Genomic DNA, 25,462 nt, shown 5'->3' with positions numbered 1-25,462 from the left:
TTTCTCCAAAGACATGAGGGCGCACGCGGCCCGGGAGGCCGGTGCGCAACAATCAGAAAGACAACGGGTCAGTGGAGAACAGCAGGCGGTGCGCCCTGGCGCGCCGTGGGCACGGCAGCCGGACAGGAAACCGGCAAGGCCACGCTGGGACATACCTCGCCCAAGACCGGGACAACCGGCAGCAGCGGGATGGTCGGCAGCGCGTGGCCGAGATTTTGTCCAAGCAGGCAACGCTCGCAATGCGCGGAAGCCTGCAGGCCCTCTTCACCATCCGCCGCGTGGTCGACCGCATGCGCCACGAGCAGCAGCTGGGCAATCGCCAGCAGCAGCGCGAAGAGCGCATGACGGAAAACGGACGGGCGGACAGACATGGGGCTTAATCGACCTGGACGAGGAGTCCTTTGAGGTATTCGCCTTCCGGAAAGTTCAGCGCAACCGGATGATCGGCCGTCCCGGAGAGACGTCGCACGATGCGGGCCTCACGCCCGGCGTCATGGGCGGCGCCGGCAACGATTTTCTGAAACAGCTCGAGGCCGATCCCGCCGGAGCAGGAATAGGTCATGAGCAGCCCGCCCGGACGCAGCAGCTTGAAGCCGAGGATGTTGATGTCCTTGTAGGCACGGGCGGCCCGGTCGGCATGGGCCGCGGACGGCGCGAACTTCGGCGGATCGAGCACGATCAGGTCGAAGGTGCGGCCGTCGCGGCGGAATTCACGCAGCGCAGCAAAAACATCGGCTTCCAGCCACTCGGCGCGCTCGGCCGGCAGCTGCGGGTTCAAGGCCAGATTGGCGCGTGCCTGCGCCAGCGCCGGGCCGGACGAGTCGATGGAAAGCACCGAACGGGCACCGCCCGCCAAGGCCTGCAGCGAAAAGCCGCCGGTGTAGCAGAAACAGTTCAGGATGTCCTTGTCTGCCGCCACGCTGCGCAGCCAGGCGCGGTTATCGCGCTGGTCGAGGTAAAAGCCGGTTTTATGCCCGCCCACCACGTCGACCGCCAGCTTGACGCCGTTTTCATCGATGGCCAGGCCCTCATCGGACGGCTCGCCATGGAGCCAGCCGACGGTCGGTTCCAGGCCTTCCAGGGCGCGCACTTCCGAATCGGAACGCTCGTAAATGCGGGCGCAGCCGGTAGCCAGCACCAGGCCATTCACGATGGCCTTGCGCCACTTGTCGGCACCGGCCGAGGTCAGCTGCACGACCACGGTGTCACCGTACTGATCAGCCACGATGCCCGGCAAGCCATCCGATTCGGCGTGAATCAGGCGCAGACCTTGCTGGCCCTTGAGTTCCGGCAGGGCCTGACGGCGCGCCACAGCCTGGGCGATGCGACGCTTGAAGAAGGCGTCGTCGATCGACTCATCCGGATCGAAGGTCCAGAAACGGGCGCGGATCTGGGACTGCGGGCTGTAGGCCGCACGGCCCAGCGGACGCAGATTGTCGGCCAGCACCTCGACCGTATCACCCGGCCGGGCACGCCCTTCCAGACGACCGACGGAACCGGCAAAAAGCCAGGGATGGCGGTGCTTGAAGGCGGCCCGCTCCTTGCCCGGCATGAGAATCAACTGCGCCATTTTCTGCCCCTCAAATGCAAGAAGCCCCGGCTGCCTTGCGACAACCGGGGCCGGATGAAACTCGGCGAATTACTGACCCAGACCCTTACGGTTACGGGCGTGGCATTCGGCAGCGTAGATGACCTTGAACATGGTCTTGCCGTCGCCCTTGAACAGGCGCTTGGACGACTTGGAAACACAGCGACGCTCGAGGGAGGAACGACGGTTACGGTTGATGGCCATGATAACTCCTGGAATTCCGGCTAGTTTTTTCGAAACCGCTAATCTTAGAGGGTCCACGCAGAAAGGTCAATTGGCGCTTGATTTTGCGGGTTTTCTTGCAGTCGACCGTCGGCCGGCAGCACTTTTCCCCGGTCTGCGAGATTGCGCGACCAAGCGCTCGATGGCGCCACCCCTGCCTATTTCCGGCGCGCCCGCGGATGGGCCTGATCGTACACCCGGGCGAGGTGTTGGAAATCGAGGTGGGTGTACACCTGCGTCGAGGCGATGCTGGCATGGCCGAGCATCTCTTGCACCGCACGCAGGTCGCCGGAGGACTGCAGCACATGCGACGCAAAGGAGTGGCGCAGCATGTGCGGATGCACATGGGTCGGCAAACCAAGCGCGGCAGCCCGCTGCGCCAATCGCATTTCAATCACGCGCGGGCTGATGCGCCGACCACGCACGCCAACGAACAGCGCGGGTTCATCCGGCGAGGCCAGCCGCCCCCGTTGTTCGCCCCAGGCGGCCAGGGCCGCACAGGCCCGACTACCGACGGGCACCAGGCGGAGTTTGCTGCGCTTGCCCAGAACGCGGACTTCGCCGTCGCTCAGGATGCCCGGCAAGGCGGCGGCATCGAGCGCCACCAGTTCGGCCAGACGCAAGCCCGAGGAGTAAAACAGTTCGAACATCGCCGCATCACGGAGCGCTTCGATATCATCCGGATCAACCGGCGCATCGAGCAGCTGCGCAGCCGCATCCACTGAAACGGCTTTGGGCAGGCGCTTGGGGGATTTCGGCGGACGAATGCCATCGCAGGGATTGGCCCGGATCAGGCCACGCTCGCCCAGCCAGGTGAAGAAACCCCGCCAGGCGGAGAGCAGGCGCCCCAGAGAGCGCCCGGAAAGACCGCGCCCATGGTGCTGGGCGACAAAGCGCCGAACGTGATGGCCGAGCACGTCGGCGAGCGGCAGGTCGCCTGCCGCCACCAGGTCATGGCGCAATTTGTCGAGATCTCGCCGGTAACCGGCCAGGGTATGGGCAGCCAGGCGGCGCTGGGTGGCCAGTTCGGCCAGCCAGGCATCGATGGCTGCCGCCGGGGTCACAGTACGCTCTTGGTCACACGCGCCAAGGCTGCCGACACCATTTCACCCAGGCGCTCGAGGTAGAGCGTGCCCATGTCGGCATAGAAACGCTGCGATTCTTCACTGCCCAGCGCGATCATGCCGATGGTGCCGCCGCCGTTACGCAGCGCGATCAAGGCCTGGGAGCGAATATGCGAGGCGTGCTCGCCGAACCAGGAGGCCGTGCCGAAGCCGGCCGTCGAGCCGCAGTAGGGACGCCCCAGCGTTTCGGCAAAGACCTGCAGTTCCTCTGAAACCGCCGCGAACTCCGGCAGATCCTGCACATTGTCCGGCTTGTGCCAGAGACGGAGCGCCACATGCGGCACGGCAAAGTCATCGCGCAGGTGGAAATTCAGCAGGTGAATGACGGCCTGAAAGGTCTCCGCCGCCACCAGGCCAACCGCCAGCCGATGCACCTTTTCGGAGATCTGGTCGTTTTCCTCGCCGAACGCGATCAACTCGGCCAGCTTGCTCTCCGACTGCCGGTTTTTCTCGCGCAGGGTGAGCATCTGACGTTCGGCCAGCGACACAGCACGCCCGCCATGCGGATGCGGCACGAAAATCTGCGCCATCAGGTCGGCATATTGCTCGAAGAAGGCAGGATTGTCCTTCAGGTAGTCGGCAACGTCTTCGGGAAACAGGGCGCTCATAGTTCGATTTCTCCGCTAAATACGGTCACGGCCGGGCCGGTCATCAGGACCGGGCGACCCGGCCCGCCCCAGGCGATGGTCAGGTCGCCGCCACGCGTCGTCACGCGCACCGGCGATGCAAGCAGGCCGCGCCGGATACCGGCCACGGCAGCGGCACAGGCCCCGGTCCCGCAGGCCAGGGTTTCGCCCGAACCGCGTTCAAAGACACGCAGCTTGATTGCGTGCTGATCCACAATCTGCATGAAACCGGCATTGACGCGCTGCGGGAAGCGCGCATGGCGCTCGATCAACGGCCCGTGCTCGGCCACCGGTGCCGTGTCCACGCTGTCGACCACCTGCACGGCATGCGGGTTGCCCATCGAGACCACGCTGATCTCGAGGGTTTCGTCGGCCACATCGAGCAAATGGATGATCACATCCTCATCGTGCAGGAAGGGAATGTCCGCCGGCAAAAAACGGGGTTCGCCCATGTCGACCGTCACCAGGCCATTCGCCTCCAGACGCGGCGTGATCAGGCCCTTTTTGGTCTCTACGCGGATCTCGCGCTTCTCGGTCAGCCCCTGCTCGTGCACAAAACGCACGAAGCAGCGGGCACCGTTGCCACATTGCTCGACTTCACTGCCATCGGCATTGAAGATGCGGTAACGGAAATCGACCCCCTCCTGGCTGGCTTTTTCAACCAGCAGGATCTGGTCGCAGCCCACGCCAAAGTTGCGATCGGCGAGGTAGCGCAGTTGTTCCGGGGTGAGGGAAACGGTCTGGCGAATGCCGTCCAGGACGACAAAATCGTTGCCCAGACCGTGCATCTTGGCAAATTTGAGCTTCACGTACTGCTCCGCAGATAAAGTGAAAAAAGCATAGCAGAGACAGCGACTTGCCTCAAATTACTAAAGCTTTTTCTCCATCACGTAGTCATCCATGACATAGCCGCGGCCAATGTCATCGACCACGGTTTCACGCACGACGAAACCGTATTTCTTGTAGGAGGCAATCGCCTTTTCGTTGCGCTTGTTCACCGCCAACACCAGGCAGGGATAGCCTTCGCGACGTGCCCGTGCGGCCACATGCTCGATCATCTGACCGCCCACGCCCTGACGTTGCACATCGGGGTGAATGTAGAGCTTGTCCAGCTTGAACTCGCCCTTGTGGATTTCGCTGAAGGCGAAGCCGACGCGGCGACCTTCGTAGAAGGCCTGATCCAGCCATTTGTGCAGGTCTTCCAGGTCGTCGTAAAGACGCTCGTGGCCGTAACGCTGCTCCAGCATGAAATCGATCTGTTCCTGCGTGATGATACCGGGATAGGAAGCCAGCCAGATTTCACGGGCCAGGGCCGAAATCGCCGGCACCTCGGGCGGCGTGATCGGGCGGATTTCAATAGTCAACGCGCTGCTCATTTGTAAAACCTCTGTTCTCCGGGTGGCCGGGTCTTGAAGCGTTTGTGCAACCAGAAATACTGCTCCGGCATACGCAGTACCTGTGTTTCGATGAAGCGGTTCATGAAGGCGGTATCGGCCTCGACGCTCTCGCCGGGGAAATCCTCCCAGGGCGGCTGAACCTCGATTTCATAGCCATCGGGCACCTGCCGGCAAATCACCGGCACGACCCGTGCATTCGTCAGACGCACCAGACGTGACAGCGCCGGGATGGTGGCCGCCTGCACGCCAAAGAAGGGGGCGAAAATCGATTCCTTCGGCCCGAAATCCATGTCCGGCAGGTAGTAAAACTGATGCCCATCCTTCATTGCCTTGACGATCTTGCGCATCCCATCCTGGCGCGACAACAGCACAGCCGGGTTGAAGCGCATGCGACCATCGTAGAGGAGCTTGTTGAGCACCGGATTTTTCTGCGACGAGAACACGCTGCAGCCGACGATGTGCATCGATACTGCGGTACCGCCCGCATCCAATCCGACAAAATGCGGCGTCAGCAGCACGACGGGACGACCATCGCGAACCATCATGTGCTCGACACCGGAAATCCGGATCAGGCGCTCGATACGCTCGCGGGAAGCCCACCAGCCCAGCGTGCGGTCCAGCACGGCCTGCGCAAACACCACGAAATGACGACGGGCAATCTGTTCGCGCTCTGCCTCGGTTTTATCCGGAAAACACAAGCGCAGATTGGTCAACGCGACATGGCGCCGCTCCCGCCCCAGGCGATAGAGCAAACGCCCCAAGCCAGCCCCCAAGAAGCGCAGGACAGGCAAAGGCAGCCAATGGAGGCACCAGAGGAAGCCCACCAGAACATAGGTTGGAAACAGTTTCAGCATGCAGTGTCAGACGGCGGCGCATCGGCACCGCCCGGTCGTTTATAACGGTTATAGCCCCAGAGATACTGCTCGGGGCACGCACGAATCAAGGCCTCAACCTCGATATTGATCTGTTGGGCACGGTCGACCGTCGAGCCGGAAAAAGGCTGCTGCGGCGGCAGGAAATGAATGCGATAACCGCGCCCGTCCGGCAAGCGTTCTCCCCAGGTCAGCAAAGACACGGCACCGGTTTCCGTCAGCCGTGCCGCCAGCGTCATTGTGTAGGCATAGCGCCCGAAGAACTTCAGCCACACCCCTTCCCCGGTCTTCGGCGCCTGGTCGGGCAACATCCCGACCATCTCGCCTTTCTTCAGGGCTTTGATCAGCGCCCGCACCCCCGACAAATCGGCCGGTGCAAGATGCAGCTTTTCGCGCTTGCGTCCTGTCAGGATCAATTCCTGGGCAGCGGCCGACTTGGGCGGGCGGTACAGGACCGTGATGTCGCCAAAGGACGACAGATATTGCGCCGTGATCTCGAAACAGCCGAGATGCGGCGTCAGGAACACAATCCCTTTACCAGCGGCACGCGCCGCCTCGACATGCTCCCAGCCCACCACCTCGGCCACCTGCGCATTGGCTTCATCCAGCGTACGCATCCAGATACGGGACAATTCGAGCATCTGCCGCCCCGCTGCCGCGGCGGCAGGACCCTGCAAGCTTGCCGGCAAGCCGGCCTGCGCGATGTTCTCCTGCAAGTGGCGACGATAGGTCGGCGACAGCCAGTAGGCCAATCGCCCCAGACCGCCGCCCAACATGTGGAGGAGCGACAAAGGCAGATAACTGAGAAGACGAAACAGAAAGACCATGGTGCCCCGGGGGTTGAAACCCGGAAGAAAAACGCTAATATTACAAGATCGCCGAGTTAAAGAGACAACTTGCGGGGCGAATACAAATACCGCTAAAGCGTCGCCCGCTCCTGGTCCGAAGCCGGTTACGCTGTACCGAAGGACCGCTGGAGCCCGCCATGAGCGAATACTTCTTCACCTCGGAATCCGTTTCCGAAGGCCACCCGGACAAGGTTGCCGACCAGATTTCCGACGCCATCCTCGACGCCATCCTGGCGCAGGACAAGCATGCCCGCGTCGCCGCTGAAACCCTCTGCAACACCGGCCTCGTCGTCCTCGCCGGCGAAATCACCACGCACGCCAACGTCGATTACATTCAAGTTGCCCGCGACACGATCAAGCGCATCGGTTACGACAACACCGACTACGGCATCGACTACAAGGGCTGCGCCGTGCTCGTCGCTTACGACAAGCAGAGCCCGGACATCGCCCAGGGCGTGGACAAGGCCTACGACGACAACCTGAACCAGGGTGCCGGCGACCAGGGTCTGATGTTTGGTTACGCCTGCGACGAAACCCCGTCGCTGATGCCGCTGCCGATCTACCTGTCGCACCGCCTCGTCGAGCGCCAGGCCCTGCTGCGCAAGGATGGCCGTCTGGCCTGGGCACGCCCGGATGCCAAGTCCCAGGTCACCATCAAGTACGTTGATGGCAAGCCCTACTGCATCGACACCGTGGTCCTGTCCACCCAGCATTCGCCGGACATCAGCCTGGAAGACCTGCGCGAACAGACCATCGAAGAGATCATCAAGCCGGTACTTCCGAAGGAATTGATCAAGGGCGACATCAAGTATCTGGTCAACCCGACCGGCCGCTTCGTCGTCGGCGGTCCGCAGGGTGACTGCGGCCTGACCGGCCGCAAGATCATCGTCGACACCTACGGCGGTGCTGCACCGCACGGTGGCGGTGCCTTCTCCGGCAAGGATCCTTCCAAGGTCGACCGTTCCGCTGCCTACGCCGGCCGCTATGTGGCCAAGAACATCGTCGCCGCCGGTCTGGCCTCGCGCTGCCTGGTTCAGGTTTCCTATGCCATCGGCGTCGCCGAACCGACCTCCGTGATGGTCGACACCTTCGGTACGGGCAAGGTCAGCAACGAGACCCTGACTGCGCTGATCAAGAAGCACTTCGACCTCCGCCCGAAGGGCATCGTCAACATGCTCGATCTGCTCCGCCCGATTTACCAGAAGTCTGCCGCCTACGGCCATTTTGGCCGCGACGAGCCGGAATTCACCTGGGAAGCCACCGACCGCGCTGCCTTGCTGCGTAACGACGCCGGCTTGTAAGCCGCTGAGCGAGCAGCTCAAAATGGACAGGGAGCCCATCGCCGGCTCCCTTTTTTATCGCTAGAATCAGCAAATATGCTGAAAAAGATCCCCGTCGAACAACTGCGTCTCGGCATGCACTTGCAGGCCTTCTGCGGCGCCTGGCTGGAGCACCCGTTCTGGCGGACGAAATTCGTCCTGACGGACCCCCGCGATCTGGCCCTGGTCCGCGAGAGCGCCATCCGAGAAGTCTGGATCGACATTGCCAAAGGTAAGGATGTAGACACGCCGGAATCGGCACATTCACCTGATGCCGCCCCTTCTGCCGACGACTTCCCGCAGCCAGAGATCGAGCAGGAACCCGATCCTGCCGCCACGGTGCCCTCCAGCTTCTCCGACGAAGTCAAACGCGCCTCCCGCATTGTTTCGAAAGGCCGCGAGGCCGTCGTGTCGATGTTCCAGGAAGCCCGCATGGGCAAGGCCATTGAGGCGGAAGCCGCCGCCCCGCTGGTCGAGGAAATCTCGAATTCGGTGATGCGCAACCCGGGCGCACTGATCAGCCTGGCCCGCCTCAAAACGGCGGACGACTACACCTTCATGCACTCGGTCGCCGTCTGCGCCCTGATGATCGCCCTCGCCCGTCAACTCGGCCTCGACGAGAAACAGACGCGCGATGCCGGGATGGCAGGCTTGCTGCACGACCTCGGCAAAGCCATGATCCCGCTGGAGGTCCTCAACAAGCCCGGCAAACTGACCGACGCGGAATTCGATCTGGTGAAAACGCACCCTGAGGAAGGCTACAAGCTCCTCCTTGAGGGTAAGGATGTCAGCGAGGTGGTCAAGGACGTGTGCCTGCACCACCATGAAAAAGTCGATGGCAGCGGCTACCCGAAGCGCCTGAATGGCGAGACGATGAGCCTTTTCGCCAAGATGGGCGCTGTCTGCGACGTCTATGATGCGATCACCTCAAACCGCCCCTACAAGGCCGGCTGGGACCCTGCCGAATCCATCAAGCGCATGGCGGAATGGAAGGGACACTTCGATCCGATGGTATTCCAGGCCTTCGTCAAAAGCCTCGGCATTTATCCGATCGGCTCGCTGGTGCGCCTGGAGTCGGGAAAGCTCGGCGTTGTCATCGAGCAAGGCGAGCAGTCCCTGCTCAAACCCAAGGTCAAGGTCTTTTTCTCGACCCGCGCCCAGGCCTACATCACCCCGGAAGTCATCGATCTTGCACGCAGCCCCGAGAAAATTGCCGCGCGGGAAGATGCAGCAAAATGGGGAATCAAGGACGTCGACCGCTGGTGGGTTGGCGACAAGACCTGAACACCCCGGCAAAAACCGGTTTATAATCCGTCACCTACCGAGGGGCGCTGCAGGGGACATTTCCCTCAGGCTCGGTTCATAACGGCGCTCACTGTCCATCCCTGCCGGGCGCAGGGGCAACGGTGAGCCTGAAAACCGTACCCCGCCCCGGCCACAGTTACTAAGGAGCTTGCTGTGGCTGAATTCAAAGATTACGTCATCGCCGACATCAACCTTGCCGACTGGGGTCGCAAGGAAATCAAGATCGCCGAAACCGAAATGCCGGGCCTGATGGCCATTCGCGAAGAATTCGCGAAGACCCAACCCCTGAAGGGCGCCCGCATCACCGGTTCGCTGCACATGACCATCCAGACCGCCGTCCTGATCGAGACGCTGACCGCGCTCGGCGCCGACGTCCGCTGGGCTTCGTGCAACATCTTCTCGACGCAGGACCACGCCGCTGCCGCCATCGCCGCTGCCAACATCCCGGTCTTTGCGGTCAAAGGCGAAACCCTGGTCGATTACTGGGATTACACCCACCGCATCTTCGAGTGGGCCGACGGCGGCTACTCCAACATGATCCTCGACGACGGCGGCGATGCCACCCTGCTGCTGCACCTCGGCGCCAAGGCCGAAAAGGACATTTCCGTGCTGGCCAACCCGGGCTCGGAAGAAGAAACCATCCTCTTCGCCGCCATTAAGGCCAAGCTGGCTGTCGATCCGACCTGGTACTCCGTGCGCCTGGCCGAAATCAAGGGCGTGACGGAAGAAACCACCACCGGCGTCCATCGCCTGTACCAGATGCATGCCCGCGGCGACCTCAAGTTCCCGGCCATCAACGTCAATGACTCGGTCACCAAGTCCAAGTTCGACAACCTCTACGGCTGCCGCGAATCGCTGGTCGATGGCATCAAGCGCGCCACCGACGTGATGGTTGCCGGCAAGATCGCCGTCGTCTGCGGTTATGGCGACGTGGGCAAGGGTTCCGCCCAGGCCCTGCGCGCCCTGTCAGCCCAAGTGTGGGTCACCGAAATCGACCCGATCTGTGCCCTGCAGGCCGCGATGGAAGGCTACCGCGTCGTGACCATGGAATACGCCGCCGACAAGGCCGACATCTTCGTCACCACCACCGGCAACTTCCATGTGATTCAGCACGACCACATGGTCAAGATGAAGAACAACGCCATCGTCTGCAACATCGGCCACTTCGACAACGAAATCGATGTCGCCTCGCTGGAACAGTACCAGTGGGAAGAAATCAAGCCGCAGGTCGATCACGTCATCTTCCCGGATGGCAAGCGCATCATCCTGCTCGCCAAGGGCCGCCTGGTGAACCTCGGCTGCGCCACCGGTCACCCGTCCTACGTGATGTCGTCCTCCTTCGCCAACCAGACCATCGCCCAGATCGAGCTGTTCACCAAGACCGCCGATTACCCGGTCGGTGTGTACACGCTGCCCAAGCATCTGGATGAGAAGGTCGCCCGTCTGCAGCTGAAGACGCTCAACGTGCAACTGACCACGCTGACGCAGCAACAAGCCGACTACATCGGTGTTCCGGTCGAAGGCCCGTACAAGGCCGACCACTACCGCTACTAAGCGGCGCACAAGCTGACCGTCCATGAGCATGAACTCCTTCCATGCCCGTCAGGGCGGTCGGCCGCGTGATGAAAAACCGGCCAAATCGCCGGTTGACCGGGGGGGCCTGCAGCGCGCCGATGCGCTGCTGGTCCAGCTCGGCCTGGCGACTTCCCGCACCCAGGCACAAAAGCTGATTGCAGCCGGTCGCGTTTTCGCCGATGGCGCCCCCATCGCTAAACCCTCACTGGAATTGCTGCCCGAAGTCACGTTGACCGTCAGCAGCGACGATAGCGACCGCTACGTCTCGCGCGGCGGCCTCAAACTGGCCGGCGCCCTGGAAAAAACCGGGGTCGATGTCCGCGACAGCGTGTGTCTCGATGTCGGCCAATCTACCGGTGGCTTTTCCGACTGTCTGCTGCAGGCCGGTGCGCACCACGTCGTCGGCGTCGACGTCGGTCACGGTCAACTGCACCCCAGGCTCAAAAATGATCCGCGCATCACAATGCGCGAGGGCATCAACTGCCGTGCGCTGTGTGCAGCCGATCTCGGCGACGCCATGCCGGCGGGCGGCTTCGATCTCATCGTCGGCGACGTCTCCTTCATCTCGATGTCGCTGATCCTGCCGCAACTTCCCGCCCTGCTGGCCGCCGACGGCCAGCTCGTCCTGCTCATCAAACCGCAGTTCGAAGTCGGCCCCGGCAATATCGGCAAGGGCGGCATCGTGCGTGACACGACGCTGTATCGCGAACTCGAACTGCGTTTTCTCGACCTCGCCCGCACGCTCGGCCTCACTGCCAAAGGCTGGTTCGACAGCCCCATCACCGGCGGCGATGGCAACCGCGAATTCTTCATCTGGTTAAGCAAATGAAACCTGAAATCTCCATCGAATTCTTCCCGCCGCAGACGCCCGAAGGCATCGACAAGCTGCGCGCGACCCGCCAGAAACTGGCCGAACTCAAGCCGGAATTCTTCTCGGTCACCTACGGCGCCGGCGGCTCGACCCGCGAGCGCACCTTCGCCGTCGTCAAGGAAATCGCCGCCGAAGGCTTCGACGCCGCACCGCACCTCTCCTGCATCGGCTCCAGCCGCGATTCGATTCGCGAAATCCTGGCCGAATACAAAGAGGCCGGCATCCGCCGCATCGTCGCCCTGCGCGGCGACCTGCCGTCCGGCATGGCCGAAACCGGCGAGTTCCGCTACGCCAATGAGCTGGTCGAATTCATCCGTGCCGAAACCGGCGATCACTTCAGCCTCGAAGTCGCCGCCTACCCGGAATGGCATCCGCAGGCCAAGAGTCCGAAGGACGATCTCGAGGCCTTTGCACGCAAGGTGAAGGCCGGCGCCAATTCGGCCATTACGCAGTACTTCTACAACGCCGATGCCTATTTCCACTTCGTCGATGAAGCCAAGGCCCTGGGCGTCGATATCCCGATCATCCCCGGCATCATGCCCATCGTCGGCTTCAGCAAACTGGCCCGCTTTTCGGATGCCTGCGGTGCCGAGCTGCCGCGCTGGATGCGCAAGAAGTTCGAAAGCTTCGGCGACGACAGCGACAGCATCAAGGCGTTCGGCCTCGATGTGGTCACCGAACTGTGCGAACGCCTGCTCAAGGGCGGCGCCCCCGGGCTGCACTTCTACTGCATGAACCAGGCGGCCCTGACCACCGAAATCTGCCGCCGCCTCGGCTAAACGATTCCCCGACGGTCGACCGGTTTGCACCGGCCAAAATCAAAAAGCCCGCATTGGCGCGAACCGCCAGGCGGGCTTTTCTGTATGTGTCTGCCCGGGGATCAGGCCGATTGCGTCACGATCACGTTCTGCGCCGGCATGGGGGCCGGGAACCCGGCTTCGGCCAAAGCCTCACGGATCGTCTTGTTGGTGTCGAAATAGACCTGCCAGTAATGGTCGTTATGGCAATAAGGACGTACCGCCAACACCGGCCCGACCAGCGTGAATTCCAGAATCTCGACATCGACAGCCGGTGTCGTCAGCACATTCGGCAGCGCCCCGACCTTTTCACGCAGCAAGGCCATCGCTGCCTGATGATCGGCCGCCCCCGAAAGCTGGCACTTCAAATCCACGCGTCGAAACGGGTTGTGCGTGAAATTCTGGATGTTGTCGCCAAAGATCTTGTTGTTACCGACCACCGTGGAGACGTTATCCGGCGTATTGATCGTCGTGGCGAACAGACCGATCTCAGTCACCGTCCCCACCACGCCCGCCGCCGAAATGAAGTCCCCCACCTTGAAGGGCCGCAGCACGATCAGGAAGGCGCCCGCCGCAAAGTTTGCCAGCAGCCCCGCCCAGGCGGCACCAATCGCAATCCCCGCGCCGGCAATCAAAGCCGCAAAGGTGGTGGTCTGAATCCCGAAGTAGCCCAGAATGCCGATCACCAGCAGCACATTCAGGGTCACGGTGACAATCGAGCCGACATAGCGCAGGACCGTCGGATCCACCTTCTGCTTCTCCAACGCGGCCCGGACCATGCCCAACGCCACCCCGATCAGCCAGCGACCAATCACCCAAAATGCAATCGCCGCCAGGATCTTGACGCCAATGTCGGTCGCCGTGGCGACGATCAAATCCTGATAACGGGAAATATCCTGTTCCGTCATGACACGCTCCTATCAAGGTTGAACCACCCCCTGCCCAAGCACTCAGGCAGTGCTCCGCAGTGTAGAAGGCATGCCCCGTCAGTGCTCACCCGGGCACATTTCTTCACAATTTTCATCCAAGAGCGTTGACGCCCACCCGGAGCATCTCTATAATTCGCGCTTCCTTTTGAGCGGGTCGGTAGCTCAGTCGGTAGAGCAGCGGACTTTTAATCCGTTGGTCGCGAGTTCGAATCTCGCCCGACCCACCAAAATCCTGAGGAAACTCAAGCAGCTAAGCCAACCAACCGGTTGGCTTTTTTGTTTTCTGGTTACCGTCTGGTCCATTTCTGGTTGGAACCTTAGACACCCCACTGTCTCTTCGTCGGCCAAAGCCGACCTTGAGGCTGTGGCCGGTATCAGACGGCAAAACGTCTGTAAGCCGCCTTTCAGGCGGTGTTGGTGGTTAATAGCCGCTTTCGCTTGCGGCGTAGGACGGCACCCGACCTCTTGCCAAACTTCGCACTTTGGACGGCAGCAGCGGCTTCCGTCTGTGGGTGTGTCAAAACTGCCAGTGTGCGTTGATATTGGCAGTAGTGGCGCTGCCACATGAGGTTCAATTATTACCAAATCGTTGCAGGTAGTGGAATTGGGCGATTTCTTCCGCGTGGCACGGTAATTGATAAGAAGCCTCTAATATGCAAGGGGGCCTTATGTACAAGAAAATTTGGCGAATGTTCACCGGGGGGTGCATGGTGGCTGCCGTCAGCCTGGCAGCGCAGGCATCACCAGCGCCGGCATCGGGAGTTGTCGCACCTGCCGTAGTGCCGGCGGCAAAGGAAAAATCGACCACCGACCACAGTCAGCTTGAAGCACTCAAGGGACCGTTCAAGTCCGGGCCGGAGGTCACCAAGGCCTGCCTGACCTGCCACAACAAGGCTGGCCATCAGGTGATGAAGAGCATCCACTGGACCTGGGAGGCGACCAACACCAAGACCGGCAAAAAGCTGGGCAAGCAGCACGCTGCCAACAATTTCTGTGGCTCGATTACCTCCAACGAGCCGCGCTGCACCAGTTGCCACGCCGGCTACGGCTGGAAGGACAAGAACTTTGACTTTGCCGATCAGAGCAATGTCGACTGCCTCGCCTGCCATGACACCACCGGAACCTATCGCAAGTTCGGCACCGATGCCGGCCACCCGCTGTATGCCGACCGCGAGTTCGAGCCGATGGAAGGCCCGCCGGGCAAAAAGCAGTTCAAGGCGCCAGACCTGACTAAAATCGCGCAGCACGTGGGCAGCCCCGGCCGCAAGAATTGCGGCAACTGCCATTTCAACGGCGGTGGCGGCGATGCGGTCAAACACGGCGACCTCGATTCCTCGCTGCTCAAGCCCAAGCGCGAACTCGATGTGCACATGGCCTCGGACGGCGCCAACATGGTCTGCGCCGACTGCCACACCTTCAATGCCCACCAGCCTTCCGGCAGCCGCTATGCGCCGACGGCCAAGGACAGCCATGGCATGGACCTGCCCAAGGACGACCACAACCGGGCGACCTGCGAATCCTGCCATGGCGTGAAGCCGCACAAGGAGGCGAAGATCAACAACCACGCCAACAAGGTGGCCTGCCAGACCTGCCATATTCCCGAGTACGCTCGCGGCGGTGTCGCCACCAAGATGCTCTGGGACTGGTCAACCGCCGGCAAGAAGGACGCCGATGGCAAGCCGCTGTTCATCAAGGATGAGCACGGCCACCTGACCTACTCGGCCGCAAAGGGTGATTTCAAGCTCGGCGAGAACGTCCGCCCCGAGTACAAGTGGTACAACGGCGTTGTTCACCAGATGGCGATCACCGACAAGTTCGACGACACCAAGGTGCTCGAAATGAACCGCGTCGAAGGCTCGGCCAGCGACCCCAACGCCCGCATCTGGCCGTTCAAGGTCATGCATGGCAAGCAGGCCTACGACAAGGTCAACAAGACGCTGGTGGTAAACCACGTCTGGGGCGACGACGACACCGCCTTCTGGAAGCACTACGACTACGCCAAGTCGATCAAGTCCGGCATGGAAACCGCCGGGCTGCCCTACAGCGGGGAATTCGGCTTCATCGAAACGCGCATGAACTGGTTCATCACCCACATGGTTGCGCCCAAGGAAAAGGCCGTGCCGTGTCAGGAGTGCCACACCCGCTCGGCTGATGGCCGGCTGGCGGCGATTACCGACATCTACCTGCCCGGCCGCGATACCAAGGACTGGGTCGATCTGCTCGGTGGTTTGATGATTGCCGGCGCCATTGGCGGCGGCCTGCTGCACGGCGCCATCCGCTTCGCCACCCGTCGCAAGGAGAAGGCAAAATGAGCGAACGCATCTACATCTACAAGCGTTACGAACGGTTCTGGCACTGGTCGCAGGCGCTGTTGATCATCATCATGATGATCACCGGCTTTGAAGTGCACGGCAGCTATACCCTGATCGGCTTCCAGAAAGCGGTGCAGCTGCACACCCTAGCGGCCTGGGCGCTACTGACGCTGTGGGCCTTCACCATCTTCTGGCAATTCACTACCGGCGAGTGGCGGCAATACCTGCCCTCGATCAAGAATGTCGGGGCGATGATCAAGTACTACACCATTGGCATCTTCATCAACTCGCCGCATCCCTTCAAAAAGACGGTGCTGCAGAAGCACAACCCGCTGCAACGCCTGGCCTACCTCGCACTGCTCGCCTTCATCTCGCCACTGATCTGGGGCACCGGCATTTTCTACCTGTTCTACGGTGACTGGGCGCAGCTCGGCATTGACCAGAATCTGTCGCTGGAATGGGTTGCCACCCTGCACGTACTCGGCGCCTACATGATTACCGCATTCTTCTTCATCCACGTCTACCTCACCACCACCGGTCACACCATCTTCGCCCACATCAAGGCGATGATCACCGGCTGGGAGGAAGTCGACGAACACCACTGATTTTGCGATCGTAGTTACTCCTTGCGTGACTTTTTTTGGCGGGGCTAGACTGAAGTGAACCCGAAAAACAAAGCATCAGGATCATGCGTCGTTTTCTCCTCTTTATTGGGTTGATCTGCTTTGCCGCTGCGCTGCGCTGCGCGCTGAGGTGGTGCTGGAGGTCTATTGGTCCTTGAAGTGCCCGCATTGCCTGGAGGCCTTGCCGCAGATCGAGGCGATGGCGAAAGAGAACCCCTGGCTACGGATCGAAACGAGGGAGATCACCCGTTCGCCGGATAACCTGCAGCGCTTTGTGGCTCGCGCCGAGGCGCTGGGCGGCACAGCACAGGCGGTACCAACCCTGATTTACTGTGGGCAAATGGCAGTTGGCTGGGATGACAGCGCCGCTGGCCGGGAGTCCTTGATCGGGCGCCTGCTGGCCTGCGAGTCGGGCGAACCGGCATCAGGCGGGACGGCTGAACCTTCACGCATCGCCGTACCCTTGCTGGGCGAAGTCGATCCGGCGGCACTCTCATTGCCGCTGCTCACCGTGCTGCTTGCCGGGCTGGATGCCTTCAATCCCTGCGCGTTTTTCGTCCTGCTCTTCCTGCTCTCGCTACTTGCCCATCAGCACCAACGTCGGCGGATGCTGCTGATTGGCGGGGTTTTCGTCAGCGTTTCCGGACTCATGTACTTCGCCTTCATGGCGGCCTGGCTCAATCTCTTCGTCGTCATCGGCAGCCTGCCGTGGATCACCGCCGCGGCCGGCCTGCTGGCCCTGACGGTGGCAGGGATCAATATCAAGGACTTCTTCGCTTTCAAGCAGGGTGTGTCGCTGTCAATCAGCGAGCGCGGCAAGGCGGGCATCTTCCAGCGGGTAAGAACGCTGATGCAGGCCGACAGTCTGCTGGCCATGCTGGCCTCGACTGTGCTGCTGGCGATGGCCGCCAACTTTTATGAATTGCTGTGCACGGCCGGTTTTCCGATGGTGTTCACCCGTGTGCTGACCTTGCATGAGACCGATCCCGCCACGCATTACCTCTATCTGGCGCTTTACAACCTGATCTACGTGCTGCCGCTGTTGCTGATCGTCATTGGTTTTGTCCGCACGCTTGGGGCGCGCAAGCTGAGCGAGCGCGAGGGGCGCCTGCTCAAGCTGCTCTCCGGGCTGATGATGCTCGGTCTCGGCATCCTGCTACTGCTGATGCCGGAACGCCTCGACAGCCCATTGATCGCCGTCTTGCTGCCAGCCGCTGCGACCTTTTTCACCTGGCTGGCCGCCCGGCTGACGAGCACCTAGCGGAATACGCCCGGCTACGCGTCGCCGCTGTTTTCGTGACGGCCGAGGCGCCGGTAAAGCGTGCGCTCCGACATGCCGAGATGGCGCGCCAGTTCCTTGCGGCTGCCGGGAAAACCGGCGGCAATGTCGGCCAGTTCGCGGTCGCTGAGCTTGCTGGCGGACTTGCGGTTTTGGGCACTTATTGGCGTTGACCGCAGCAGGGGGGGCGATGCGCCGGCCGGAAGATGGCGCAGGTCGATGTCGTCGCTGTCGCAGAGCAGGCAGGCGCGCTCCAGCAGGTTGCGCAACTCGCGGACATTGCCGGGGAAGCTGTAATCGCGCAGCCAGCGGATCGCTTCGTCGCTCAGGCGAAGCTTGCGGCCGTTGCTGACGCGCGGCAGCAAGGCTTCGGCCAGCACGGCAATGTCTTCGCGGCGTTCGCGCAGCGGCGGCAAAAACACGGGAAAGACGTTGAGACGGTAGAAAAGATCCTGACGGAAGCTGCCGGCCTCGACCATCTCGGCCAGCGGCCGGTGGGTGGCGGAAACAACGCGGATATCGGCTTGCAGCACCTCGGTCGAGCCGACACGGCGGAAGGTGCCGGTTTCGAGGAGGCGCAGCAGCTTGACCTGGATCGACAGCGGAATGTCACCCACCTCGTCAAGAAACAGCGTGCCGCCCGAGGCAGCCTCGATCAGACCGATCTTGCGCGTGACAGCGCCGGTAAAGGCGCCGCGCTCGTGGCCAAACAGTTCGCTTTCGAACAGGGTTTCCGCCAGCCCGGAGCAGTCGACCGCGACAAAGGGTTTTTCCGTCCGCCGGCTCATCTGGTGGATGGCGCTGGCGACCAGCTCCTTGCCGGTGCCCGACTCCCCCTGTAGCAGCACGGCGGCATCGGAAGGGGCGACGCGCGCCACCATGTCCATCATCGCCATGAAGGTCGGCGAGCGACCGATCAGGCCGCGGGCGTGTTCGTCGGTGCGCGGGACCGGCAGCGGGTCGATCTTTTCGATGAAATAGGCAATCTCGCCGCTGGCATCGCGGATCGGTGACAGTTCGATGTTCTCGAAACGCTCGCCGTGCGGCGTATGGTGCAGATGCACAACCCGCTCACGTTGGCCGGAGCGCAGGCTGCGCTGCAGCGGGCAGGATTCGCCGGCCTGATCGCAAGGCAGCTTGTAGCGGTGCGATACCTCGTAACAGGTGCGGCCGACGATGCGCTGCTGCCCCTCCCACTTGTCGCGGTAGGCCTTGTTGGCGGCCAGAATCCGGTAGTCGCGGTCGCACAGGATATGCGGCTCGCTGAGCGATTCGAGAAAGGACACCAGTTCGACGGGGGCGTTGGCGGCTACTGTCATTTGTCTGCCATGGCATGTATATGGACTGTCAAATACTGCCACATTGCCATCGCTTCTGCCATGGAAGCCCTGCGGCAATTTGTAGCAGGGTTTTTAATCAATTGTTTTTAAATTGAAAAATATCCATGAATCGGCTGGCACGAAGATTGATAAGCAAGTACTGATATTAATCCTAACCTCGCTGCCGATGTCACAGGGAAAAACCCGCCTTCGCCGAGAAATCTACGCCATCGTGATCATCAAGCTGCTGATCATTGTTGGCCTGTGGTGGGCATTCATTCGCGACGCCCGGGTCGAGGTCGATGGCCAGCGCCTTGCCGAACATCTGGCCCAACCGGCAAGTGCGGCCACCCAACGTCTTCATTCAGGAGAACCCCATGCTCAGTGAGCAACTCGTCGATCTCTCGCGCCTGCAGTTCGCCGTGACCGCGATGTATCACTTCCTCTTCGTGCCTCTGACCATCGGCATGACCTGGATACTGGTCATCATGGAGTCGGTCTATGTAATGACCGGCAAAACCATCTACAAGGACATGACCCGCTTCTGGGGCAAGCTCTTCGGCATCAACTTCGCGCTCGGCGTGACCACCGGCATCACCATGGAGTTCCAGTTTGGTACCAACTGGGCCTACTACTCCCACTACGTCGGCGACATTTTTGGTGCGCCGCTGGCCATCGAGGGCCTGATGGCCTTCTTCCTCGAATCGACCTTCATCGGCCTGTTCTTCTTCGGCTGGGATCGCCTGTCGCGCCGCCAGCACCTGCTGGTAACCATCCTCATGGCCGTCGGCACCAATCTCTCGGCCCTGTGGATTCTGATCGCCAACGGCTGGATGCAGAACCCGGTCGGCGCCGAATTCAGCTACGTGACAATGCGCATGGAAATGGTCGACTTCTGGGCCGTGCTGTTCAACCCGGATGCCCAGGCCAAGTTCGTCCATACCGTCTCAGCCGGCTATGTCACCGGCGCCATGTTTGTCCTCTCGATCTCAGCCTTCTACCTGTTGCGTGGTCGTGATGTCGAGTTCGCCAAAAAGAGCTTCCGCATTGCCGCCGCCTTTGGCTTTGCCTCGATCTGCTCGGTGATCGTCCTCGGCGACGAATCCGGCTACACCGTCGGCGAAGCCCAGCAGACCAAGCTAGCCGCCATGGAAGCGATGTGGGAGACCGAACCGGCACCGGCCGGCTTCAACCTGATCGCCATCCCCAACGAAAAAGAGATGAAGAACGACTTTGCCATCGAGATTCCCTGGGTCATGGGCATCATCGGTACCCGTTCGCTCGACAAGCAGATTCCCGGCATCAAGGAGATTCGCGAGAAGAACCGCGAGCGCATCCTGTCCGGCATGGAAGCGGTCGTTGCCCTCGAAGCGCTGCGCAAGAACCCGGCCGACGCCGCGATGAAGGCCGAATTCGAGGAACACAAGGCCGACCTCGGCTTTGGCCTGCTACTCAAGAAATATCTGGTTGATGTCCGTCAGGTCACCCCGGAAATTCTTGAAAAGGCGGTCGCCGACACCATCCCGCGCGTCACGCCGCTGTTCTGGAGCTTCCGCCTGATGGTCGCCTTCGGCTTCCTGATGCTCGGCCTGTTCGGTGCGGCGCTGGTCTATTCACTGAAAGGCAACTTCGCCGACAAACCCTGGCTCCTGCGTTCTGCCCTGTGGATGCTGCCGGTGCCCTGGCTGTCCTGCGAACTGGGCTGGTTCGTTGCCGAGTACGGTCGGCAGCCCTGGACCATCTACGGCGTGCTGCCTACCCATATGTCAGTGTCGACGCTGTCGGTGAACAGCCTGTACGGCTCGCTGGCCGGCTTCATTGGCTTTTACACCCTGCTCCTGATCGTCGAAATGTATCTGATGGTCAAGTTTGCCAAGCAGGGGCCGGGCAGTCTTGGCACCGGCCGCTACGACAACGAACTTGCTCACGCCTGAGGTCACCTGATGAACGGAAAAAACCTGATCCCTCTGATTGCCCTGTCCGCCCTGCTTGCCGGGCCGGTGCATGCCGAAAAAGGCCATGAGCGCCACCTGTTGCCGGAAACCACCGACTACGCACTCATCCTGCCGGCCAATCTGCCCCACGTCCTGAAGGTTGCCCAGGTTCAGGCTGGCAGGCTGGGACTCGATGAAGCGCAGAAAACGCTCATTCGCGAGTTGATGGCCGAGGCGCCGATGAAAGTATTTGCCCGCTTGAAGCAGGCGGAGGTGCTGGAGAAGGCCATCGCGCAGGACGTCCTCGGCGGCGGTTTGTCTGCGGCCGAGTTGCAGTCCCGGCTCGACAGCCTGGCAAGTGCCAAGCGCGAAGCGACCGAGGCGCAGATTGCCACCATTGGCCGTATCCGCGCGTCGCTTTCCGAAGTTCAGTTCAAGCAGTTGTTGAAGCTGGCGAGTAGCGCCGGCAGCCATTGATAGAAAAGGACATGTCATGCTCGATTATCCAAGCCTGAAAATCATCTGGTGGCTGCTGGTGGGGGTCCTGCTCGTCGGCTTCGCCATCATGGACGGCCACGACATGGGCGTCGGCACCTTGCTTCCCTTTGTCGGCAAGAATGATGTCGAACGCCGGGTTGTCATCAATACCGTTGGTCCCCACTGGGACGGCAACCAGGTCTGGTTCATCACTGGTGGCGGCGCCATCTTCGCCGCCTGGCCGCTGGTTTATGCCACCGCTTTCTCCGGTTTTTACTGGGCGATGCTGGCGGTGCTCTGGGCACTCTTTTTCCGTCCGGTCGGCTTTGACTACCGTAGCAAGATTGACAACCCGACCTGGCGCAAGACCTGGGACTGGGGCCTCTTTATCGGCGGCGCCGTGCCGCCGCTGATCTTCGGTGTTGCCTTCGGCAATCTCTTTCTCGGCGTGCCCTTCCAGTTTGCCGACAATCTGATGTCCACCTACACCGGCACGTTCTGGGCGCTGCTCAATCCCTTTGCCCTGCTCTGTGGCGTGGTGTCTGCGGCGATGATCACCTTCCACGGTGCGATTTATCTGATGCACCGCACCGATGGGGCGGTCTACGCCCGCAGCCGCACCGCCATGATGCTTTTCGGCGGCCTGCTGTTGCTTACATTCTCTGTGGCAGGCCTCTGGTTGTGGCAGGGCATCGACGGTTACGCCATTACCTCTGCGGTGAACCCGGAGTCCTTGCCCAATCCGCTCGATAAAACCGTGGTCCGGAAGGCGGGTGCCTGGCTTGCCAATTACGAACGCTACCCGGCAACGATGGCGCTGCCAGCCATCGCCTACGCCGGCATCCTGATCGCCATGCTGCTGGCCGCACAAGGGGCGACGCTCGCTGCCTTCGTCGCCTCCTCGCTGGCCATTCTCGGCATCATCGGCACTGCCGGTGCGTCGCTGTTCCCGTTCATCATGCCGTCGTCGTCCGATCCGCGTGCCAGCCTGACGGTCTGGGACAGCGTTTCCAGCCAGCTGACGCTCAACATCATGCTCTGGGCGACGGTAATTTTCATGCCCATCATCATTGCCTACACCAGCTGGGCCTACAAGGTCATGGCCGGCAAGGTGACTGCTGCCTACATCCGCGAAAACGAACATGCGGCCTACTGAGGAGAATCTCATGTCTGAATGTACATGCCAGGGGCCATCCTTCACCGTCTGCGATAGTCCCGCCCGCCGTCAGTGGCTGATGGCAACGGTCGCAGCCGGGGGGGTGTTGGGCGCCACGACCGTGATCCCCTTCGTTGCCAGCTTGACGCCCTCTGATCGGGCCAAGGCGGCCGGTGCACCGGTTGAAGTCGATATCGGGAAACTGCAGCCGGGCGACATGATGGTTGTCGAATGGCGAGGGAAACCGGTCTGGATTCTCAATCGCACGCCGGAAATGCTGGCCGCGCTGAAAAAAGCCGAGCCCATGCTCGCCGACCCGGCATCGAACAAACCGCAGCAACCGGCCTATGCCACCAATGAAACCCGTTCGCGCACGCCGGAGGTGCTGGTCGCGGTCGGCATCTGTACCCACCTCGGCTGTTCACCTTCAGCCGCATTTACCCCGGGTGAGGCGGCGTTGGGTGCCGATTGGCCCGGGGGCTTTCTCTGCCCCTGCCACGGCTCGACCTTCGATTTTGCCGGCCGTGTCTTCAAGAACAAGCCGGCACCAAGCAACCTCGAAGTGCCGCCGCATCAATATCTCTCGGATACCCGCCTGATTATCGGCGCCGACGAGTTCGACAAGACCTGAAAGGAAGACATCATGTGGTACTTCGCCTGGGTTCTCGGTATCGGCTTTGCCGTGCTGCTGGCCATCCTGAATGCCCTCTGGGGTGAAAACGAGGCCGCCCGTGCCGCTGCTCAAGGCCATGAACACGACCGTCACTGAGTACGACCCCAAGCTGTCGGCCGGTATCGGCTGGCTGCCCTTGCTGATCGCGATCGCCATTCTTGTGGTCATGACCATCCTGCCGGGCATCGCCACCGACCTCGCCGGTCGGGCAGATCATCCGCTGGCCGTGCTGCTTTTTGCTGCGATGAGTGCCGGCTTCGTGCGCGGGGTCGGCTTCATCCCGCACAACCGGGTTCTACGTCTGATGTTTTCCACGCCCGCCCCCCTGCTTTTTCTGGCGCTGGCGATCTGGCGAATGATGACACTCGGGCGTACTTTTATTACATATTAGGAGATGCTTATGCATATTGCCGTGACCAGCCAGAACCGCCACAGCATTACCGGGCACGCCGGAAAGTGCCGCAAATTCTGGTTGTACGAGATCGAGCAGGGCAGCGTGAAGGGCAAGCAACTGCTGGAACTGCCTCTCAAGACTACGCTGCACGCGCAACACCACGCCTTGCCTGAACCGCTCGCCGGGATCAACGTCCTGATCAGCGGCGGGATGGGGGCGGGGCTGTATCACCGCCTGATGCAGCGCGGCATCCTGCCGGTCATCACTGTCGAGGAGAGCCCCGATCAGGCGATCGCTGCCTTCCTCGCCAATGCGCTGGAGCGTTTTCCGCCGCAAAGCGATCACCAATGTCATGACCATGCCCACTGAAAACATCCTGCAGTCTCCGCCTGTTACCCGCCCGACGCCGCCGCGCCTGCCTATCCGCCCGTGGTTGCTCGCCTGCATGCTGGCGGGCGGCAATGCCCTGGCCGATGGCGGCAAGCTGATCGTTGAACTGCAGAGTGTTCGCGACAGCGCCGGCAATATCCGCGCCTCGCTCTACCGCGAGCCGGACAGCTTCCGCAAGGAAGACAAGGCGCTCAAAATCGTTTCATTGCCAGCCAGGCCGGGCACGCTGACGCTGAGCTTTGACGGCCTGGCACCTGGCCGCTACGCGGTGATGGTGTACCACGATGCCAACGACGACCAGAAGCTCAACCTGCGCCTCGGCATGTTCCCCGTCGAGGGCTACGGCCTCTCCAACAATCCCAAGGTGATGGGACCACCCGGCTTCGACGACAGCGCCATCGAAGTCAACGCGCCCGAAAGCCGCATCGCCATCCGCCTGACCTACTGAATCACCGCGCCCTCCCGCGCATTCGCACTTACCTACACCCTCTGGAGTTTCCCATGAAAAAATCGCTGCTCGCCCTTTCCCTCTTTGCCGCAGTCGGTGCCGCCCAGGCCGAAGGCCAACCGGTGACCGTGATCGTCACCTCTGCCAGCACCATGACCCAAGGCGTTGCCCTGGTTCTCACCAACCAGATGCAGGCACAGGGCGGGCAGGTGCATGTGCTGCTGTGCGACAAGGCCGGCGACCTCGCACTCAAGGGCGCCGGTGGTGAGAAGCTCAAGCCGCAGGACGTTACCCCGGCGCAACTGCTCGATTCCGCCATGAAGAAAGGCGCTACCGCCTCCGTCTGCGCCCTCTACCTGCCCAACACCGGCCACACCCCGGACCAGCTGAAGGACGGCATCAGCGCAGCCAAGCCAGACGTGCAAGGCCGCGCCCTGCTCGAACCGCAACGCAAGGTCATGGCTTTCTGAGGGCAGCCGAGATGAAACAGACCCTGTTGCAGGAAAAGTATCCAATCTTCGTTGCTGAAATCGGCAAGGATGAAACCGACTGCCGCAACATCGACGACCTGGTTGCCTACTACCAGGCGAAGATTGCCGAGAACCCCAAGGTTCAGTTCATCGGCGTGTTCGACCACTACGCCCACACGCAGAAAATCGGCGGGCCGATTGTCGAAGGCATGACCGGCGCCGTCGATGTCATCTTCTGCTTCGGCTTCGCCATCCCGACGCCGCAAATGCTCGCCGTCCGCCCACGCTCCATCGGCATTGCCGACATGGACGACAAGTTCGTCATCAGCTTCATGGAGGCGCCAATGCAGCCCGCCAACGAGGCGATGGAGGCCTGGACACGCGGGCTGCGAAAAGCGGCCTGAGCGAGGTAGAGCGATGATCCCGGCCTCCGGCCGGGGTCTTTTGACCATTGTTGCGCCCCTTGCGCGGTCGCTGCGGTCAACCCGGAAATTGGGTAAAAATCAGGTGTAGT

Annotated in this window: 30 protein-coding genes, 1 tRNA gene and 1 riboswitch; of the genes, 20 read left to right on the top strand and 11 right to left on the bottom strand. The window is 61.6% G+C overall.

The genetic code is table 11. From position 1 onward, the window contains the following. Positions 1–68: 68 nt before the first annotated feature. The 9 genes from AACO21_RS02765 to AACO21_RS02725 all read right to left on the bottom strand — a co-directional run bounded on the left by AACO21_RS02765 (position 69) and on the right by AACO21_RS02725 (position 6,656). Positions 69–371 (bottom strand): hypothetical protein, encoded by a 303-nt coding sequence (locus AACO21_RS02765; RefSeq protein WP_346190952.1) that lies wholly within the window; start codon positions 369–371, stop codon positions 69–71. A 5-nt stretch (positions 372–376) separates the two neighbouring features. Next, a complete protein-coding gene (locus AACO21_RS02760) occupies positions 377–1,570 on the bottom strand; it encodes a class I SAM-dependent rRNA methyltransferase (protein WP_346190951.1) in 1,194 nt (397 codons plus the stop codon). Between the two features lie 69 nt (positions 1,571–1,639). After that, positions 1,640–1,792, bottom strand: coding sequence for a hypothetical protein (locus AACO21_RS02755; RefSeq protein ID WP_346190950.1), 153 nt, complete (start codon positions 1,790–1,792; stop codon positions 1,640–1,642). Positions 1,793–1,968: 176 nt separating this feature from the next. Next, positions 1,969–2,874 carry a tyrosine recombinase XerC gene (gene xerC / locus AACO21_RS02750; protein ID WP_346190949.1) on the bottom strand — a complete coding sequence of 302 codons (906 nt, stop codon included), beginning with the start codon at positions 2,872–2,874 and terminating at the stop codon, positions 1,969–1,971. Further along, on the bottom strand, positions 2,871–3,542 hold the full coding sequence (locus AACO21_RS02745; RefSeq protein WP_346190948.1) for a DUF484 family protein: 672 nt from the start codon (positions 3,540–3,542) through the stop codon (positions 2,871–2,873). Before AACO21_RS02745 ends, xerC begins: the two co-directional genes overlap by 4 nt. Next, positions 3,539–4,369 (bottom strand): diaminopimelate epimerase, encoded by an 831-nt coding sequence (gene dapF, locus AACO21_RS02740; RefSeq protein WP_346190947.1) that lies wholly within the window; start codon positions 4,367–4,369, stop codon positions 3,539–3,541. The genes AACO21_RS02745 and dapF overlap by 4 nt, the downstream gene beginning before the upstream one ends. A gap of 60 nt (positions 4,370–4,429) precedes the next feature. Then, positions 4,430–4,936 (bottom strand): N-acetyltransferase, encoded by a 507-nt coding sequence (locus tag AACO21_RS02735; protein ID WP_346190946.1) that lies wholly within the window; start codon positions 4,934–4,936, stop codon positions 4,430–4,432. Then, positions 4,933–5,811 carry a lysophospholipid acyltransferase family protein gene (locus tag AACO21_RS02730; RefSeq protein ID WP_346190945.1) on the bottom strand — a complete coding sequence of 293 codons (879 nt, stop codon included), beginning with the start codon at positions 5,809–5,811 and terminating at the stop codon, positions 4,933–4,935. Before AACO21_RS02730 ends, AACO21_RS02735 begins: the two co-directional genes overlap by 4 nt. Further along, positions 5,805–6,656: a lysophospholipid acyltransferase family protein gene (locus AACO21_RS02725; RefSeq protein ID WP_346190944.1), complete on the bottom strand. Its 852-nt coding sequence runs from the start codon at positions 6,654–6,656 to the stop codon at positions 5,805–5,807. The genes AACO21_RS02730 and AACO21_RS02725 overlap by 7 nt, the downstream gene beginning before the upstream one ends. A 158-nt stretch (positions 6,657–6,814) precedes the next feature. Between AACO21_RS02725 and metK the strand changes: the two genes are divergently transcribed. From metK to metF, 5 genes are all read left to right on the top strand, one after another. Then, on the top strand, positions 6,815–7,978 hold the full coding sequence (gene metK / locus AACO21_RS02720; RefSeq protein WP_346190943.1) for a methionine adenosyltransferase: 1,164 nt from the start codon (positions 6,815–6,817) through the stop codon (positions 7,976–7,978). Positions 7,979–8,053: 75 nt separating this feature from the next. Next, on the top strand, positions 8,054–9,280 hold the full coding sequence (locus AACO21_RS02715) for an HD-GYP domain-containing protein (protein WP_346190942.1): 1,227 nt from the start codon (positions 8,054–8,056) through the stop codon (positions 9,278–9,280). Positions 9,281–9,313: 33 nt separating this feature from the next. Continuing rightward, a riboswitch (S-adenosyl-L-homocysteine riboswitch) is annotated at positions 9,314–9,377 on the top strand. Positions 9,378–9,454: 77 nt separating this feature from the next. Then, positions 9,455–10,855 (top strand): adenosylhomocysteinase, encoded by a 1,401-nt coding sequence (gene ahcY / locus AACO21_RS02710; RefSeq protein ID WP_346190941.1) that lies wholly within the window; start codon positions 9,455–9,457, stop codon positions 10,853–10,855. A gap of 22 nt (positions 10,856–10,877) precedes the next feature. Further along, positions 10,878–11,705 (top strand): TlyA family RNA methyltransferase, encoded by an 828-nt coding sequence (locus AACO21_RS02705; protein WP_346190940.1) that lies wholly within the window; start codon positions 10,878–10,880, stop codon positions 11,703–11,705. Further along, positions 11,702–12,526, top strand: coding sequence for a methylenetetrahydrofolate reductase [NAD(P)H] (gene metF / locus AACO21_RS02700; protein ID WP_346190939.1), 825 nt, complete (start codon positions 11,702–11,704; stop codon positions 12,524–12,526). The genes AACO21_RS02705 and metF overlap by 4 nt, the downstream gene beginning before the upstream one ends. 101 nt (positions 12,527–12,627) lie before the next feature. Here the strand turns inward: metF and AACO21_RS02695 are convergent, their stop codons facing one another. After that, positions 12,628–13,452 carry a mechanosensitive ion channel family protein gene (locus AACO21_RS02695; protein ID WP_346190938.1) on the bottom strand — a complete coding sequence of 275 codons (825 nt, stop codon included), beginning with the start codon at positions 13,450–13,452 and terminating at the stop codon, positions 12,628–12,630. A gap of 172 nt (positions 13,453–13,624) precedes the next feature. Between AACO21_RS02695 and AACO21_RS02690 the strand changes: the two genes are divergently transcribed. The 4 genes from AACO21_RS02690 (at position 13,625) to AACO21_RS02675 (ending at position 17,669) form a co-directional block, all read left to right on the top strand. Continuing rightward, positions 13,625–13,700, top strand: a tRNA-Lys gene (locus AACO21_RS02690). A gap of 441 nt (positions 13,701–14,141) precedes the next feature. Next, entirely contained in the window at positions 14,142–15,785 is a 1,644-nt protein-coding gene (locus AACO21_RS02685; RefSeq protein WP_346190937.1) for a tetrathionate reductase family octaheme c-type cytochrome, read from the top strand. Then, positions 15,782–16,390: a cytochrome b/b6 domain-containing protein gene (locus tag AACO21_RS02680; RefSeq protein WP_346190936.1), complete on the top strand. Its 609-nt coding sequence runs from the start codon at positions 15,782–15,784 to the stop codon at positions 16,388–16,390. Before AACO21_RS02685 ends, AACO21_RS02680 begins: the two co-directional genes overlap by 4 nt. A gap of 151 nt (positions 16,391–16,541) precedes the next feature. After that, positions 16,542–17,669, top strand: a complete 1,128-nt coding sequence (locus AACO21_RS02675; protein ID WP_346190935.1) for an NrdH-redoxin — start codon at positions 16,542–16,544, stop codon at positions 17,667–17,669. A gap of 14 nt (positions 17,670–17,683) precedes the next feature. On the opposite strand, the gene AACO21_RS02670 is transcribed toward AACO21_RS02675, so the two are convergent. Next, entirely contained in the window at positions 17,684–19,006 is a 1,323-nt protein-coding gene (locus tag AACO21_RS02670; protein ID WP_346190934.1) for a sigma-54-dependent Fis family transcriptional regulator, read from the bottom strand. Between the two features lie 112 nt (positions 19,007–19,118). Between AACO21_RS02670 and cydP the strand changes: the two genes are divergently transcribed. The 11 genes from cydP to AACO21_RS02615 are packed head-to-tail and all read left to right on the top strand — an operon-like array spanning position 19,119 to position 25,352. Beyond that, a complete protein-coding gene (gene cydP, locus AACO21_RS02665; RefSeq protein WP_346190933.1) occupies positions 19,119–19,394 on the top strand; it encodes a cytochrome oxidase putative small subunit CydP in 276 nt (91 codons plus the stop codon). Further along, the gene (locus tag AACO21_RS02660) at positions 19,384–20,940 is read left to right on the top strand and encodes a cytochrome ubiquinol oxidase subunit I (protein WP_346190932.1); all 1,557 of its coding nucleotides are present in this window, start codon (positions 19,384–19,386) and stop codon (positions 20,938–20,940) included. Before cydP ends, AACO21_RS02660 begins: the two co-directional genes overlap by 11 nt. Positions 20,941–20,949: 9 nt before the next feature. After that, positions 20,950–21,417, top strand: a complete 468-nt coding sequence (locus AACO21_RS02655) for a hypothetical protein (RefSeq protein WP_346190931.1) — start codon at positions 20,950–20,952, stop codon at positions 21,415–21,417. Between the two features lie 16 nt (positions 21,418–21,433). Continuing rightward, positions 21,434–22,573 (top strand): cytochrome d ubiquinol oxidase subunit II, encoded by a 1,140-nt coding sequence (gene cydB, locus AACO21_RS02650; RefSeq protein ID WP_346190930.1) that lies wholly within the window; start codon positions 21,434–21,436, stop codon positions 22,571–22,573. 10 nt (positions 22,574–22,583) lie between these two features. Further along, positions 22,584–23,204 carry a ubiquinol-cytochrome c reductase iron-sulfur subunit gene (gene petA, locus AACO21_RS02645; RefSeq protein WP_346190929.1) on the top strand — a complete coding sequence of 207 codons (621 nt, stop codon included), beginning with the start codon at positions 22,584–22,586 and terminating at the stop codon, positions 23,202–23,204. 12 nt (positions 23,205–23,216) lie between these two features. After that, positions 23,217–23,342: a cytochrome bd-I oxidase subunit CydX gene (cydX, locus tag AACO21_RS02640; RefSeq protein WP_346190928.1), complete on the top strand. Its 126-nt coding sequence runs from the start codon at positions 23,217–23,219 to the stop codon at positions 23,340–23,342. Next, complete coding sequence (locus AACO21_RS02635; protein WP_346190927.1) at positions 23,305–23,637, top strand: cyd operon YbgE family protein; 333 nt, start codon at positions 23,305–23,307, stop codon at positions 23,635–23,637. Before cydX ends, AACO21_RS02635 begins: the two co-directional genes overlap by 38 nt. Positions 23,638–23,646: 9 nt before the next feature. Beyond that, on the top strand, positions 23,647–24,009 hold the full coding sequence (locus tag AACO21_RS02630; RefSeq protein ID WP_346190926.1) for a NifB/NifX family molybdenum-iron cluster-binding protein: 363 nt from the start codon (positions 23,647–23,649) through the stop codon (positions 24,007–24,009). Beyond that, positions 23,993–24,478: a DUF2141 domain-containing protein gene (locus AACO21_RS02625; RefSeq protein WP_346190925.1), complete on the top strand. Its 486-nt coding sequence runs from the start codon at positions 23,993–23,995 to the stop codon at positions 24,476–24,478. The genes AACO21_RS02630 and AACO21_RS02625 overlap by 17 nt, the downstream gene beginning before the upstream one ends. 53 nt (positions 24,479–24,531) lie before the next feature. Then, a complete protein-coding gene (locus tag AACO21_RS02620; RefSeq protein WP_346190924.1) occupies positions 24,532–24,948 on the top strand; it encodes a hypothetical protein in 417 nt (138 codons plus the stop codon). Positions 24,949–24,959: 11 nt separating this feature from the next. Beyond that, the gene (locus AACO21_RS02615) at positions 24,960–25,352 is read left to right on the top strand and encodes a DUF6858 family protein (RefSeq protein ID WP_346190923.1); all 393 of its coding nucleotides are present in this window, start codon (positions 24,960–24,962) and stop codon (positions 25,350–25,352) included. The last annotated feature ends 110 nt before the right edge of the window (positions 25,353–25,462 follow it).

It is taken from the genome of Dechloromonas sp. ZS-1, from assembly GCF_039649255.1.
GTDB lineage: Bacteria > Pseudomonadota > Gammaproteobacteria > Burkholderiales > Rhodocyclaceae > Azonexus.
The sequence above is the reverse complement of the archived record's forward strand: the minus strand, read 5'-3'. Positions and strand labels throughout refer to the sequence as shown.